We start from the raw sequence: 15,753 nt of genomic DNA, 5'->3' as shown, positions 1-15,753 counted from the left end.
AGTCCGCCTGACCGCGACGAGCCGTACCGTGGGGGCGCGGGGCGCGGCGCGGGATCGCGGACGGGGCACCCGGGCGTCCCGCGCCGGTCAGCCGATGCATCGTGAGGACTGTGTGGTTGCTGCGGGAGCCCCGGACAGCGGTTGGTCGACGAACCTGCGGTGCCATAGTTCGAACTGCATGAGCGCCCAGAGCCGGCGTGCATGGTCGCTCCCGGCCACGTGTTCCTCCAGAAGGGTGCTGACGGCCTCCGGCCGGAAGTAGCCCCGGGACGTCGCGGTCCGGTCGGTCAGCACGTCCCGTGCCACGTCCCTGAGGTCCGTACGGAGCCAGTGCGCCAGCGGCACCCCGAATCCCTGCTTGGGCCGGTGCAGCACGTCGTGGGGGAGCCAGTCCCGCAGTGCCTTCTTGAGCAGGTACTTGGTGGTGCCGCCTCGCACCTTCAGCTCTGCGGGAAGCCGCGCCGCCCATTCCATGAGGTGATGGTCGAGAAAGGGGGACCGGCCTTCGAGGGAGTTGGCCATGGTGGTGATGTCGACCTTCACCAGCAGGTCACCGGGAAGGTAGGTGTTCACGTCGACGTCCATCAGCCGGTTGACCCAGTCGGTCGCACGCGAACGGCGGAAGGCCTGGTCCAGCAGGTCGTAGCTGTCGCGTCCGGAGGTCGCCTCGCACATCCCCGCCGTGTACAGATCCTGCTTCTGCTCCGGCGTGAAGTACGACATCATCCTGGCGTAACGCCGCGGGGACGTCTCGCCCAGCATGGCGAGGCCGAGACCGGCCCTTCGCAGGTGCGTCCCGACCTGACCCGATCCGACGAGGGTCCGGCCCAGATGCCTGAGCGCCGGATGCGCGGCGCGGTGGACCCGGAACCGCTCCAGGCGCGCCGCGCGGGCGTAGCGGGTGTAGCCACCGAACGTCTCGTCACCGCCGTCGCCATTGAGGGCGACCGTCACATGTCGGCGGCTGAGCTGGGCGACGTAGAAGGAAGGGATCGCAGAGGAGTCGGCGAACGGTTCGTCGAAATACCAGGCGAGCGTGGGAAGAACGTCCAATGCGGACGCGTCCACGACGAATTCGTGGTGATCGGTTCCGTAGCGCCGCGCCACCGCCCGGGCATGCGTCCGCTCGTCGAACCGGGCGTCGTCGAAACCGATGGCGAACGTCTTCACGGGCCTGTCGGAAATCCGTGCCATCGCCGCCACGACGGCGGAGGAGTCGATTCCACCGGAGAGAAAGGCTCCCAGGGGCCGCTCCGACACCATGCGCAGGCGCGTGGCCTCGAGCAGAAGCTCCCGCGTCCGCTCGGCCGCCTCCTCCTCGCTCGCGACGTCGGCGGGGGAGAAGTCCAGCTCCCAGTAGCGGCGTACCCGCACCCGCCCGTCGTGCCAGGTGAGGAGGGAACCGGGCGGCAGTTTGCGGATACCGCGGAGGATCGACCACGGAGCCGGCACGTACTGGTAGGTCAGGTAGTGGTGCAGAGCCTCCGGATCGACCTCGCGACCGGCCTCTGCGACGGTGCTCAGTGCCTTGAGCTCGGAGGCGAAGGTCAGCGATCCGGCGCGGTCCTGGTAGAACAACGGCTTCTTGCCGACGCGGTCGCGGGCCAGCAGCAGACGCCTGTTGCCCGCGTCCCACACGGCGAGGGCGAACATGCCCCGCAGATGGTGAACGAGGTCTTCGCCGTGCTCCTCGTACAGGTGGACGATGCACTCCCCGTCGCCGTTGGTGCGGAAGGTGTGGCCGCGGCTCAGCAGTTCCCTGCGCAGGTCCCGGTAGTTGTAGATCTCCCCGTTGAAGACCGCGACGACGCCGCGGTCCTCGCTGAAGACGGGCTGGTCCCCGCCCTCGACATCGATGACGGCCAACCGCCGCATACCGAGGGAGACATGGGTACCGGTGTGGAAACCCTCACCGTCCGGGCCGCGATGAGCGAGAACGTCGCACATCTTCTTGACGACCGCCTGATCGGCTGAGGTCGTCGACACCATGCCCGCTACCCCGCACATCGGCCCTCCGTGTTGAGGTGTGAAAGTCATTCCTGCACCTGACGACTGCACGCGCCCGCGAAGGCACCATACCGACGCAAACGGAACATGGAGAGAAACCCGCGGAGCCGTGGTGTCGTCGGGTGACCTGGACGTCCTACGCGCCGTCCACCGGACACCCCGCCCCGGGGCGCACCGTCACCCGCATCGGTCGGGACAGCCGTTGGCGCAGCACCGTGGGTGGCTGGTCGGAGACGGGTTCCAGCAGGTGCAGCGTCACCGTCCGCCTCCCGCCGACGGGCACCTCGACGTCGAGCGTGTACACCGGGTGTCCCCGTTCGGTGCCCGGGGACACCAGGACCCGCCTGCCGTCCACGGTCGCCTCGGTCAGCCGTGCCCCCGTCGTGCCGAAGTAGGAGAGCAGCAGGCGGTTGTCACCCTCGTGTGTCTTGTAGGCGGGCTTGTCCAACCGGTCGGTGACGTAGGGGGGCAGGCCCGCGGACGGAGCACGGTTGGAGAGGACCGCCTTGACCGTGACCTCGCGGCCGGCGGCCGTGCAGCGGTCGGAGGACCACTCCAGCGAGCGGTCGAGGTAGTAGTCCAGTTTGGTGCCCGCGGCGTTGTTGAGCACCAGGCCGGCGTAGGGGCGGGGCCCCTGCGGCACCGAGCCGCCGACGGGGCGTGCCGCCAGCTCGCGTTCCTCCGGTGCATGGGCGCTCCACGCCGTCATGTCCCCGCTGCTCAGCACCTCGTACAGACTCCGGAGGAGGACGGGCCGCTGCCGGGGGTCGCCGGCGGCGGCCAGCAGCCGGCCCGCGGCGGTGCGGGCCACGTCCAGCAGGAAGGCCTTGCGCCTGACGGAGTCGCGGTACATCGCGTAGTTGGTCCGCTCGGTCAGGTCCACCACGTTGCGCGCGGTGACGAGGACGCCGTCGGCCGTCCGCGCCGGCCCGACAGCCGCCAGCAGTCCGGCGAGCGAACCCGGCCCCAGCGACAGCACGCCGTCGACCCGCTCTCCGCTCTTGCGGGCCCACGCGGCGGACCAGATGCGCGCGGCGTAGGGGAAGTGGGGGCTCATATTGGAATTGGCCCAGGTGTTCACCGCATCGTAGTGCGCGTACATGGCCGCGAAATCGGCACCGAGATCGATGCCGGGCCGGGCGGTCGCCATGTCGGTGTCCCGTCCGAACTCCGGCAGCGCCAGCCGCCCCCCGTCGGCGGTCAGCACGGCGTAGGCACCGGGCATCCCGCCGGTGCCACGCGCCTCCGCGGGGTTCTGGAACACCAGGAGGTAGCGCCGCATACCGTCCTCGCCCAACATCGGCGGCAGCAGACGGGCGCCCGCTGCGGCGTTCTCCATGGCGGGTGCCATCGTGCCCAGGGTGCCGGCGAGCCGGCCGCGGACCCGGTCCACGGTGGACGACCAGGTCTGTCTCGGCAGCCCGTCCACCTCGGCCCGGGCCGCGGTCACCTCCGTCGCGGCGTGTTCGAGGTCCGGGCCGGCCCTGCGAAGCCCCGCGAGGTCGATATGGCCGCCGCCGGTGTCGGTCGAGAGGTGATCGACGCTGCGCACCACGGCGGGCAGCGCCCTCCCGGCAAGCCGGTCGAGCGCGTCGGTCGTCCCGCGTACGGTGCGCAAAGGGCCGCCGACGAGGGGCAACTGCGCCGCCAGGTACCACGCCGGTCCGGTGGTGAGCCGGTGCGCGCGTCCGGCCCGCTGCGCCGCTGAACGGGCAGCCCATTCAGCGAGTTCCCGGCCGCCCGGCTTCCGTCCCGCCGCCGAGGTCGCGCCCGGGGGCGACATCAGAGAGCCGCGCAGTGTCTTCAAGTCGACCTGCACGGCGCTGAGTTCGCTGCGAGCCATCAGCCCGGTGGCGGCGATCCAGCCAGCACCGGCGAGAACGAGGCCCGCGGCGAGCCACAGCAGTGGTCTGACGTCACGGAGGTGTGGCCGCAGCAGTCTTCCGGGGGCGGGACGTCTGAACATGGAATCGTGCTCCTCCACAGGCCGCGCAGGGTGTTCAGTGGTCCGGCGTGCCGTTCCCGCCGTTCGCACCGCCTCTCCTCCCCTCATGCGTATACGCTGCCGGGGACACCCGCTAACGCCCCCTGATTCCCAAGTAACCGAGTTGACCAATAAGTCTGATTAGTGCATCGATGGCGATGGCGAAGTGCAAGGGGCAGCGAGGCTCGCGACAGGGCGCACGAAGTCCAAGCCCGGGTGACAGCACGTCATGGTCCGTGAAGACTTGCGAAGCCCTTCCCGGCTCGTACAACCTTTCCCGCACGCTCGTGTGTCAACTGGGCATGACTCACTGGATATCCCGACACGCCAGAGTGCTCGCGGCCGTCGGCGCCGGCGCCGGGATGCTCGTCCCCTGCGTGGCCGCCGCGACGCCTGCTGCGGCCACCACCCCGACGGTCACCTGCACGTCCAGCAGCCCGGCCCTCGCCGCCAAGCTGCAGAAGGACATCACCGCCGCCGTGGCGGCCCGCAAGGGGACCGTCGCCGTCGGTCTCTACGACCGGAGTACCGGCACCACCTGCTCGCTGCGCGCCACCAGCTCCTACGACTCGGCGAGCACCGTCAAGGTGACCGTGCTCGCCACGCTGCTGTGGGACGCGAAGAAGCACAACCGGTATCTGACGGACACCGAGAACAAGCTCGCCACGGCGATGATCACCCAGTCGGACAACAACGCGACCAGCAAGCTCTGGAAGCAGCTCGGGCTGACGAAGGTCAAGGGGTTCCTGACCGCCGCCGGGATGACGAGGACGACGCCGGGCGCGAACGGCTACTGGGGCCTGACCCAGGAGAACGTCACCGACGAGCAGAAGCTGCTGAAGCTCGTCACCGCCCACAACAGCGTGCTCAGCGACAACTCCCGCGCCTACATCCAGAAGCTGATGGGCAAGGTCGTCGCCTCGCAGCGCTGGGGCACGCCCGCGGGGGCCCCGTCCTCGGTCTCCGTGCACGTCAAGAACGGCTGGCTGCAGCGGGCCACGCACGGCTGGCGCGTGCACAGCCTGGGCACCTTCCAGGGGGCCGGGCACGACTACATGATCACCGTGCTGACGCAGGACGACGCCACCATGGACTACGGCGTGACCACCATTCAGAACGTGGCTCGCGCCATCCACAGGGACCTGGTGCCCACGGCGTCCGGTGCCACCCGCTACACCCCGACGAGCACGCCCCGTGAGGCGTTCGTGGCGGCGCCCCCGCAGGGCTGACGCCGAGCGGCGCCGCTTCACGCGAACGCCCCCCGCCGGTCACCGGTCCGTCCTACGGTGACCGGCATGCGTTCCGGACACGTACTCGCCGCCCTCGCCGCCTCGCTGGCGGCCGCCGTCTGCCCGACCGCCGCCTGGCCTGCCTCCGCGGGCCCGGCGGCGCCGGCCGCCCGGCCCGCCGCCGCGGATCCCGCCCCCGGCCACGCCTGCTCGCCCCGCGTCGCCCTCGACCGCTTCTCCGACGCGCTCGACAAGACCACGTACGACGGCACCTTCGTCGGCAACTTCTCCGCGCTGGCCGTGGACCGCGACGGCTCGCTCGCCGCGCTGGAGGACCGCTCCTCCCTCTTCCGCCTGGACCCGGACACGCTCAGGCCCGAGGCGGCGGTCCACCTCGCCGACGAGCACGGCGCCGACCTCGACTCCGAGGGGCTGGCCGTGGACGTCGACGGCACCCGGCTGGTCGCCTCCGAGGTCGAGCCGTCGGTGCGCCGCTACTCCCGCGACGGCCGCATCCTCGACCGGCTGCCCGTGCCCGACGCCCTCAGGGTCGCCCCGGCCGGCCGCGCCACCGCGAACCAGACCTTCGAGGGCCTGACCCTGCTGCCCGGCGGCCGCACCCTGCTCGCGTCGATGGAGTACGCGATCTCCGGGGACAGCGACGGCATCGTCCGCCTCCAGACCTGGCGCCGGACCGGGCACGGCCCCTTCCGCCTCGCCGCCCAGTACGCCTACCGCACCGACCCCGGTCTCGGGGTGCCCGAGGTGCAGGCGACCCCGGACGGCCGTCTGCTCGTCCTGGAGCGCGGCTTCACCCCGGGCGTCGGCAACACCGTCCGCCTCTACCTGGCCGACCTGCGGCACGCCACCGACACCCGCGGCGTCGACCGCCTGACCGGGCAGCCCGGGGTCCGCCCGGCCACGAAGACCCTGCTCGCCGACATCGCCTCGTGTCCCACGCTGGGCGCCACCGCGAAGCAGCCCCAGCCGAACCCGCTGCTCGACAACATCGAGGGCATGACGATCACCGGCCGCGACCGGCACGGCCGTCTGAAGGTCCTCCTGGTCAGCGACGACAACCAGAACCCGGCCCAGACGACCCGCTTCTTCTTTCTGCGTGTGGCCCTGCGGAGCCCGGTCGGTGCCTCAGCCGCCGCCCCCTCCGCTGCCCGGTGAGCGACTGCCGCTGGGAGAGGCGCCGGTGGTGCCGGAAGGGCTGACGGAGGGCCGCGGCGAGGGGCGCGGCGAAGGGCGCGGCGTCCGCGAGGGCAGGCTGGTGCGGGCGCCGGAGGGGCGGGGGGCCGGGGCCGGCCCGGTCGTGGCCGGTGGTGGTGGCGGCGCGCTGGTGGTGGCGGGAGGGCTGGACGCCGGTGACGCGCTGCGGGCCGGCGTCGGCGCGGGACGCCGGAGCCCCTCGCTGTTCCGGCCGGGGACGTCGTCCCGGGCGGGGTGCGTGGTCGCCCGCTTCAGGGGTGGGGACGGTGAGCCGGTACCGGGGAACGGGGACTCCTCGGGGAGCGGCCGGTCCGGGACCGACGCTGCTCCAGGGGCCGTCGACCGGGGGAGCACCGATGCGGTGGCCACGCCGCCGATGACGGTGAAGGCGGCCGCGGCGAGAGCCCTGACGGCGTACTTCCTCAGCCGCGGCGGACGGTGGTGCCGGGCCGCCGGCAGGTCCTGCACGGGAGCCGGGGGCCAGGGAGCGCCGGGGGACCCGGCGGGGCCCGATCCCTCCTCGCCCCCGGCCTCCGGCATCGGGGCCGTGGAGTCGGCGGCCGGGGGACGCGGCTCTGCCATGCCGGCGTCGTACGCCCCGCACTCGGGGCATGTCACGGCGCCGTTGAGTGTGCGGCGGCACGGGATGCAGTAGTCCATGACGCGACCGCTCAGCCTTCGAGCCGGCACGAGGGGACGTGCGCCCGGGCCGGGCACCGGCCGGCGGCCGGGAGACACCGCGTGACGTGTTCCGGAGCGATCTTTGCCATGTGCGAACCTCATTCACCGGTCTGCAGGTGGGTCACCGGTTACCGGGGTCAACGGAGCGGATCGAAGGCGCGCTCAGCCGGCGGCTGAAAAAGTGGGATAGGTAACGTGCCCGGTGCGCGCCGGCTCTCTTCGCTTCTGCGACCTGCGCGCGTTGCCCGAGGGCTGCCCGGACCCGCGGGCAGCGCGTATCCGCCGATGCCCGCCGGCACACGGTGGCCGCGCGGTCCCGACCGGGTTTCCCCTCCCGCCACCGGGGCCCGCTCAGCCGCTCCCGCCCCCGGACCGGATCCGAATGGCGCGGAGGGATGAAATCCGCCGCTCCGGGCGTTGGTGCCTTCCGGAAGATCAGGTCGTCAGGGAGGCATCGACGTGGCAGCGCAGCCGGGATGGGCGCGAAGACTGGCCGGGTACGCCTGGCGCCATCGCAAGGACACCCTCCTCGCGCTCGGCTCGTCCCTCGGCGGCATGGCCGTCATGGCGCTGGTCCCGCTGATCACCAAGGTGATCATCGACGACGTCATCGGCGACCACAGCCGGGCCATGGCCCCCTGGGCGGGTGCCCTGGTCGGCGCGGCGCTCCTCGTCTACGGCATGACGTACGTCCGCCGCTACTACGGCGGCCGCCTCGCCCTCGACGTCCAGCACGACCTGCGGACGGAGATGTACGGGACGATCACCCGCCTCGACGGCCGCCGCCAGGACGAGCTGTCGACCGGGCAGGTGGTCGGCCGGGCCACCAGCGACCTGCAGCTGATCCAGGGCCTGCTCTTCATGCTGCCGATGACCATCGGCAACGTGCTGCTGTTCCTGATCTCCCTGGTGATCATGGCGTGGCTGTCGCTGCCGCTCACCCTGGTCGCCCTGGCGGTCGCGCCCGCCCTCGGCTGGATCACCCGCCGCAGCCGGACCAGGCTGCACCCGGCCACCTGGTACGCCCAGGCGCAGGCCGCCGCGGTCGCCGGCGTGGTCGACGGCGCCGTCAGCGGGGTGCGCGTGGTGAAGGGCTTCGGCCAGGAGGACCAGGAGACCGGCAAGCTCCGCGAGGTCGGCCGCCGGCTGTTCGCCGGGCGGCTGCGCACCATCCGGCTGAACGCCCGGTACACCCCCGCGCTCCAGGCCGTGCCCGCACTCGGCCAGGTCGCGATGCTGGCCCTCGGCGGCTGGCTGGCGGTGCGCGGGCACATCACCCTCGGCACCTTCGTCGCCTTCTCCACCTATCTGGCCCAGCTCGTCGGCCCGGTCCGCATGCTCGCCGTGGTGCTCACGGTCGGGCAGCAGGCCCGCGCGGGCACCGAGCGCGTCCTGGAGCTGATCGACACCGAGCCCTCGCTGCGCGACGGCACGAAGACGCTGCCCGCGGACGCGCCCGCCACCGTCGAGTTCGACGACGTCTCCTTCGGCTACGCCGACGGCCGCCCGGTGCTGCAGGGCCTGTCCTTCGAGATCCGGCCGGGGGAGACCCTGGCCGTCGTCGGCTCCTCCGGCTCCGGCAAGTCCACCGTCTCCCTGCTCCTGCCGCGCTTCTACGACGTCACCCACGGCGCGGTCCTGGTCGGCGGGCACGACGTGCGCGAGCTGACCCTCGACTCGCTGCGGGCGGCGATCGGCCTGGTGCCCGAGGACTCCTTCCTGTTCTCCGACACGGTCCGCAACAACATCGCCTACGGCCGCCCGGACGCCACCCGGGAGGAGATCGAGGCCGCCGCCCGCGCCGCCCAGGCGGACCGTTTCATCGCCGAGCTGCCGGACGGCTACGACACCACCGTCGGCGAGCACGGCCTGACCCTGTCCGGCGGCCAGCGCCAGCGCATGGCCCTGGCCCGCGCGATCCTCACCGACCCCCGCCTGCTCGTCCTGGACGACGCGACCTCCGCGGTGGACGCCCGGGTCGAGCACGAGATCCACGAGGCGCTGCGGCAGGTCATGCGGGACCGGACCACGCTGCTCATCGCCCACCGCCGCTCCACTCTCGGCCTCGCCGACCGCATCGCCGTCCTCGACGGCGGCCGCCTGGCCGACCTGGGCACCCACGAGGAGCTCCAGGAGCGCTCCGCGCTCTACCGGCGCCTGCTCACCGACCCCGACGAGCTCGGCGGGGTCTCCCCGGGCCACGCCCTGCCCGAGGCGCCCCGGGAGGACACCTCGGTCCGCGCGGAGCTGGACGCCGAGTTCGACGCCGAGCACGGCGTCACGCCCGCCCTGTGGGCCGGCGAACGCGAGCCCCGGGACACGGCGCTGGACGGCATGCCGGCGACCCCCGGGCTGCTCGCCCAGGTCGAGGCGCTGCCGCCGGCGACGGACACCCCGCAGGTCGACGAGGCGCGGGCGGTGCGGCCCGAGCCGTCCTACGGCCTGCGCCGCCTCCTGGCCGGTTTCGGTCTCCCGCTGCTGGTCAGCCTCGTCCTGGTCGCCGCGGACGCCGGGCTCGGCCTGCTGCTGCCCGTCATGATCCGGCACGGCATCGACCAGGGCGTCTCCCGGCTGGCCCTCGGCGCGGTCTGGTCGGCGTCCCTGCTCGCCCTGCTGGCGGTGTGCCTGCAGTGGGCGGCGCAGACGGGGGAGACCCGGATGACCGGCCGCACCGGTGAGCGGGTGCTGTACGCGCTGCGCCTGAAGATCTTCGCCCAGCTCCAGCGCCTCGGCCTCGACTACTACGAGCGCGAGCTGACCGGCCGGATCATGACGCGGATGACGACCGACGTGGACGCGCTGTCGACGTTCCTGCAGACCGGCCTGGTCACGGCGTTCGTCTCGGTGGTCACCTTCTTCGGGATCATGGTGGCCCTGCTGGTGATCGACGTGCAGCTGGCGCTGGTGGTCTTCGCGACCCTGCCGCCGCTGGTCGTCGCCACCTACTTCTTCCGCCGGGCGAGTGTGAGGGCGTACCGGCTGGCCCGCGAGCGGGTGTCGGTGGTCAACGCCGACCTGCAGGAGTCCGTCGCCGGGCTGCGGATCGTGCAGGCCTTCCGGCGCGAGGACGACGGCGTGCGCCGGTTCGCGGAGCGCAGCGACTCCTACCGCCGGGCCCGCATCCGCGGGCAGTGGCTGATCTCGGTCTACTTCCCCTTCGTGCAGCTGCTGTCGTCGGTCGCGGCGGCCTCGGTGCTGGTCTCGGGTGCGCACCGGATCGAGGCGGCCACCCTCACCACCGGCGCGCTGGTGGCATACCTGCTCTACATCGACCTGTTCTTCACGCCGGTCCAGCAGCTGTCCCAGGTCTTCGACGGCTACCAGCAGGCGTCCGTCTCGCTGGGCCGCATCCGGGAACTGCTCCAGGAACCGACGTCGACCGGATCCGCCGACGAGCCGCTGGAGGTGCTCTCGCTGCGCGGCGAGATCGCCTTCGAGGACGTGGACTTCGCCTACGGGGGCGGGGACGGCGCCGAGACCGCGCTCAGTGGCATCGACCTGCGCATCCCGGCCGGCCAGACCGTCGCCTTCGTCGGCGAGACCGGCGCGGGCAAGTCGACGCTGGTGAAGCTGGTGGCCCGGTTCTACGACCCGACCGGCGGCCGGGTCACGGTGGACGGCACCGACCTCAGGGCGCTGGACCTGACCTCCTACCGGCACCGGCTCGGCGTGGTCCCGCAGGAGGCGTACCTCTTCCCGGGCACGGTGCGCGACGCCATCGCCTACGGCCGCCCCGACGCCGGGGACGCCGAGGTGGAGGCGGCGGCGCGGGCGGTCGGCGCGCACGAGATGATCGCGACGCTGGAGGGCGGCTACCTGCACGAGGTCGCCGAACGCGGACGCAACCTGTCGGCCGGGCAGCGCCAGCTGATCGCGCTGGCCCGCGCCGAGCTGGTCGACCCCGACGTGCTGCTGCTCGACGAGGCGACCGCCGCCCTGGACCTGGCCACCGAGGCCCAGGTCAACCAGGCCACGGACCGTCTCGCCGGCCGCCGCACCACCCTGGTGGTCGCCCACCGCCTGACCACCGCGGCCCGTGCCGACCGGGTGGTGGTGATGGACCACGGGCGGGTCTCCGAGGACGGTACGCACGCGGAGCTGCTGGCCCTGGGCGGCCGGTACGCGGATCTGTGGCGCGTCTTCGTCGGCGCGGCCGAGCCGGAGGAGCCGGTCGGCGCGGCCGGCTGACGGCCCGGGCGATCGCAGGAGGGTCGGCCCGGGCGATCGCAGAAGGGTCGGCCCGGCCGGACACCGGGCCGAGGGCCGGGCCACCGCGGGGCCGACGGCCGGGCCGCCACCGGCCCGACGGTCCTGGCAACCGTCGGGCACAGGTACGGCGTCCGTACACCAGTACGCTGCTGTGTCCGGTGTGACGGGAGGGACGACGTGGACCGTGGTGCGATACGCCGGCGGCTGGTGCTCGGCCTGGGGGTGCTGACCGCCTCGGGAGTGCTGGGGCTCGCCGTGCCCGGCACGGCGCAGGCGGCGTCCTCGACGTGCTCCGGCCGCCAGGTCAAGATCCTGTCCTTCGCCGCCGGCTCCGTGCGCGTCTACAAGGAGGACGGCTGGGTCTGCGCGCTCACCCTGGCCCGCTTCCCCGGCCCCCGGCGCTCCATGGCGGTCACCGTGCAGGCCCGCGGCAACCTTCCGGTCACCGACCAGGGCAGGTTCAGCCGCGTCGCCGGCCCGGTGACCGTGCACGCGGGCCACCGCTGCGTGCGGATCACCGGAAAGGTGGGCTCCGCCTCGGTCGGTTCCGGCTGGATCCTGTGCTGAACGGCTGACCCCGCCGGGGGTTTTCCCCGACTCCCCTGGTGTGCAACCGAGTTGCTCCGATAGCTTCCGGCGCACATCCGTCTCACAGGGGAGTGTGCATGCGCAAGGCGCTCAGATGGCTGCTCGCGCTCACCGTGTCCGTCGGCACGCTGAGCACGGCCGGGACGGCCACCGCCGCCCCGGTGGAGGCCGCAGGTCACGCCGCGAGCAGGGCGGACACGGACATCAAGGACCGGCTGCTCGCCATTCCGGGGATGAGCCTGGTGGAGGAGAAGCCGTACGCCGGCTACCGCTACTTCGTCCTCACCTACACTCAGCCGGTCGACCACAGCGACCCGTCCCGCGGCACCTTCCAGCAGCGGATCACCGTGCTGCACAAGGGAGTCGACCGGCCGACGGTCTTCTACACCGGGGGCTACAACGTCTCCACGACCCCGAGCCGCCGCGAGCCCACGCAGATCGTGGACGGCAACCAGGTCTCCATGGAGTACCGCTTCTTCACCCCGTCCCGGCCGGACCCGGCCGACTGGTCCACGCTCGACATCCAGCAGGCGGCCGCCGACCAGCACCGCATCTTCCGCGCGCTGAAGACGGTCTACCCCGACCGGTGGATCGCCACGGGCGGCTCCAAGGGCGGCATGACGGCCACCTACTACAAGCGCTTCTACCCGCACGACATGGACGGCGTCGTCGCCTACGTCGCCCCCAACGACGTCGTCAACGACGAGGACTCCGCCTACGACCGCTTCTTCACGGCCGTCGGCACCCAGGAGTGCCGGGACCGGCTCAACGCGGTCCAGCGCGAGGCCCTGGTGCGCCGGGAGCCGCTGGAGAAGAAGTACGCCCGGTACGCCGCCGACAACGGCTACACCTTCACCACCGTCGGCAGCCTGGACCGCGCCTACGAGGCCGTCGTCCTCGACTACGTCTGGGGCTTCTGGCAGTACAGCCTGCTGAAGGACTGCGACACCGTCCCGGCCGACGCCCGCACCGCCACCGACCAGGCCATCTGGGACTCGGTGGAGACCATCTCCGGCTTCTCCGCCTACACCGACCAGGGCCTGGAGCCCTACACGCCGTACTACTACCAGGCGGGCACCCAGCTGGGCGCCCCCACCATCCACTTCCCGGCCATCGAGAAGAACCTGATCCGCTACGGCTACCAGCCGCCGCGCAACTTCGTGCCGCGCTCCATCCCGATGCGGTTCCAGCCGTGGGTGATGCGGGACGTCGACACCTGGGTGCGTCACCAGGCGCAGCACATGCTCTTCGTCTACGGCCAGAACGACCCGTGGGGCTCGGAGCGCTTCCGCCTCGGCCACGGCGCGCGCGACTCCTACGTGTTCACCGCCCCGGGAATGAACCACGGCGCCAACGTCGCCGGCCTGGTGCCGGATCAGAAGGCACTCGCCACCGCACGGATCCTGCAGTGGGCGGGCGTCGCCTCCCCGGCCGTGCAGGCGGACCCGTCGTCGGCCCGCCCGCTGGCCCGCTACGACGCCAGGATCGACGTGCGCGGCGCGGAGCGGGAGCCGGGACTGCGCCCGTGACTCCGGAGCCCCGCCGTTGACCCGGGGGCTGTGCGCGGCGGGTCACCACCGCCGGGCACAGCCCACCGGTTCGGCGCCCCCCGGATCGGCGTGCGCCGCCCGATTGCGCGACCCCGGTCAGTACGTCAGGCCGTACCCGAGGGGATACAGCACCGCCGTCGGGTCGTCCGCCCGCTGCACGGGCACCGGCAGCCTCCCGCGCGGCCGGACCCGCCCGGCGACGACCCGGGCGGCCGCGCGCAGCTCCGTGTCGGTCCACGCGTACGCCGCCAGGAAGGCCGGGACCGTGGGCAGTCGGGCCACGTCGTACGGGTTCCTGATGGCGACGGCGACCACCGGGCGGCCGGTGGCCACCAGCCGTTCCACCAGGGTCCGCTGGGAGCTGCCCGCGGAGACGTTGTAGGTGCCGACGACCACCGCGTCCGCGTCGCCCGCCGCCGCGACCGCCGCGTCGATCGCGGCCGCGGACGGCGTGATCCCGGTGGACCGGGCGGTGGCGGAGAACCCCAGCTCGGTCAGTGCGGCGGCGAGCACGCCGGTGGGCGGCCCGTCGGTGCCCGTCGGGGAGGCGGGGTCGGCGCCGACGACGAGGATCCGGCGGTGCGTGCGGCGGGACAGCGGCAGCAGCCGCTCCCGGTTGACCAGCAGGGTGGTCGTCCGGTCGGCGATGCGGTCGGCGGCCGCCCGGTGCGCCGGGGTGCCGACGGTGCGGTCGAGGGCGGCCGGGTCGGCGTACGGGCCGTCGAACAGGCCCAGCCGGGTCTTCAGCCGCAGGATGCGCAGGATCGATTCGTCGAGCCGGGCCTCGGTGAGTTCGCCGCCCCGCACCGCCGACAGCACCGCGTTCCAGGCGACGTCCAGGGAGGGCGGGTTGAGCAGCTGGTCCACGCCCGCCTTGAGCGCGAGCACCGGCACCCGGTCGTCGCCGTACTTGGTGCGCACGCCCTCCATGCCGAGGGAGTCGGTGACCACGACCCCGTCGTAGCCCAGCTCCCCGCGCAGGATGCCGGTGACGATCGGGTGCGAGAGGGTGGCCGGGTCGCCGGAGTCGTCGAGGGCCGGGAACTGGATGTGCGCGGTCATGATCGAGTCGATGCCGGCCCGGATCGCGGCCCGGAAGGGCACCGCGTCCAGCTTCTCCCACAGCTCCCGGCTGTGCGTGATGACGGGGAAGCCGTAGTGGCTGTCGACGGCGGTGTCGCCGTGCCCGGGGAAGTGCTTGGCGGTGGCCGCGACCCGCGAGCCCTGATAGCCCGCCACCTCCGCCGCGACCAGCGAGGCCACCGCGTCCGGGTCCGCGCCGAAGGAGCGCACGCCGATCACCGGGTTGGCCGGGTTGACGTTGACGTCGGCGTCGGGCGAGTAGTCCTGGTTGATGCCCATGGCCCGCAGTTCGGCCCCGGAGAGGCGGCCGAGGGTGCGCGCGTCGGCCGGGGAGCCGCCGGCGCCGACGGCCATCGCGCCGGGGAAGAGGGTGGCGGGCCGGCCCACCCGGCAGACGATGCCGTGCTCCTGGTCGGTCGTCACCAGCACGGGCAGTCCGCGCGGCTGCTCCAGGGAGGCCCGCTGGATGCCGTTGGAGAGGTCGGTGATCTGCCGCGGGTCGCGGGTGTTGTGCGCCCAGGTGAAGTAGATGATGCCGCCGACCCGGTACCGGGCGATCAGCTCGGCCGCCGTGCGGACGCCGATCTCCTTGAGGTTGGCGTCGATGTCGGCCTGGTCGGGGGCGGTGGCCGAGTGGCCGTAGACCCGCATCACGAAGAGCTGGCCGACCTTCTCCTCCAGCGTCATCCGGGAGACGAGGGCACGGAGCTTCGCGTCGTCGGGGGCGGCGGAGGCGGCGGCGTGGGCCCTTCCGCCCACGGCCAGGGCCGCGGTGAGGCCCGCCGACGCGGTGAGGACGGTGCGTCTGGCGGGGCGTGCGGGCTGTCCGGTGCTTCCCGTGCTGGTGTCGTGCACGTGCGCTCCTTCCGGAGGGGTTCCGCTGGAGTGTCGCTGAAGGAAACTTCCGCGGGGTCAGCAATATCCGGGAAGTTTCTGCCAGTCAAGGGAACGCACGGTACCGAGCGAGGGGGCCGCCGCCGGCGCCACCGGAGGGAGGCGCGCCGACGACGGCATCCTGCCGGCCGCGGTACGGCGAGGAGGAGGAACCGGTACTCGCAGGGGGCGGCGAACACCGGCACCGCACGACGGGACCCACCCGGCAGCCACCCGTGGGACGCAGGGGGGCGCGGGCGGGTTCCCCTGCCACGGGGGAGCGCGACGGCGGCCGGCTGAGCGCCCGTCCGCCGCACGCGCGACGTCCGCCGGC

The 15,753-nt window shown here is 72.8% G+C and carries 8 protein-coding genes; 5 read left to right on the top strand and 3 right to left on the bottom strand.

Annotated features, from left to right (window positions below):
- Positions 1-87: 87 nt before the first annotated feature.
- Both asnB and P3H78_RS03060 read right to left on the bottom strand, forming a co-directional pair.
- Positions 88-2,007, bottom strand: a complete 1,920-nt coding sequence (gene asnB / locus P3H78_RS03065) for an asparagine synthase (glutamine-hydrolyzing) (RefSeq protein ID WP_276107145.1) — start codon at positions 2,005-2,007, stop codon at positions 88-90.
- A 136-nt stretch (positions 2,008-2,143) separates the two neighbouring features.
- Positions 2,144-3,973 carry a DUF4012 domain-containing protein gene (locus tag P3H78_RS03060; protein WP_276107144.1) on the bottom strand — a complete coding sequence of 610 codons (1,830 nt, stop codon included), beginning with the start codon at positions 3,971-3,973 and terminating at the stop codon, positions 2,144-2,146.
- 320 nt (positions 3,974-4,293) lie between these two features.
- On the opposite strand from P3H78_RS03060, the gene P3H78_RS03055 reads away from it, so the two are divergent.
- From P3H78_RS03055 to P3H78_RS03035, 5 genes are all read left to right on the top strand, one after another.
- On the top strand, positions 4,294-5,220 hold the full coding sequence (locus P3H78_RS03055) for a serine hydrolase (RefSeq protein ID WP_276107143.1): 927 nt from the start codon (positions 4,294-4,296) through the stop codon (positions 5,218-5,220).
- Between the two features lie 66 nt (positions 5,221-5,286).
- Complete coding sequence (locus tag P3H78_RS03050) at positions 5,287-6,396, top strand: esterase-like activity of phytase family protein (RefSeq protein WP_276107142.1); 1,110 nt, start codon at positions 5,287-5,289, stop codon at positions 6,394-6,396.
- 1,179 nt (positions 6,397-7,575) lie between these two features.
- Positions 7,576-11,304 carry an ABC transporter ATP-binding protein gene (locus tag P3H78_RS03045; RefSeq protein ID WP_276107141.1) on the top strand — a complete coding sequence of 1,243 codons (3,729 nt, stop codon included), beginning with the start codon at positions 7,576-7,578 and terminating at the stop codon, positions 11,302-11,304.
- Between the two features lie 198 nt (positions 11,305-11,502).
- Positions 11,503-11,892: a hypothetical protein gene (locus P3H78_RS03040; protein WP_276107140.1), complete on the top strand. Its 390-nt coding sequence runs from the start codon at positions 11,503-11,505 to the stop codon at positions 11,890-11,892.
- Between the two features lie 98 nt (positions 11,893-11,990).
- A complete protein-coding gene (locus P3H78_RS03035; protein WP_276107139.1) occupies positions 11,991-13,442 on the top strand; it encodes a S28 family serine protease in 1,452 nt (483 codons plus the stop codon).
- Positions 13,443-13,559: 117 nt separating this feature from the next.
- Here P3H78_RS03035 and P3H78_RS03030 read toward each other — a convergent pair whose 3' ends face one another.
- The gene (locus P3H78_RS03030; RefSeq protein ID WP_276107138.1) at positions 13,560-15,401 is read right to left on the bottom strand and encodes a glycoside hydrolase family 3 protein; all 1,842 of its coding nucleotides are present in this window, start codon (positions 15,399-15,401) and stop codon (positions 13,560-13,562) included.
- Positions 15,402-15,753 lie beyond the last annotated feature (352 nt).

This window comes from Streptomyces tropicalis (assembly GCF_029269835.1).
Lineage (GTDB): Bacteria > Actinomycetota > Actinomycetes > Streptomycetales > Streptomycetaceae > Streptomyces > Streptomyces tropicalis.
The sequence above is the reverse complement of the archived record's forward strand: the minus strand, read 5'-3'. Positions and strand labels throughout refer to the sequence as shown.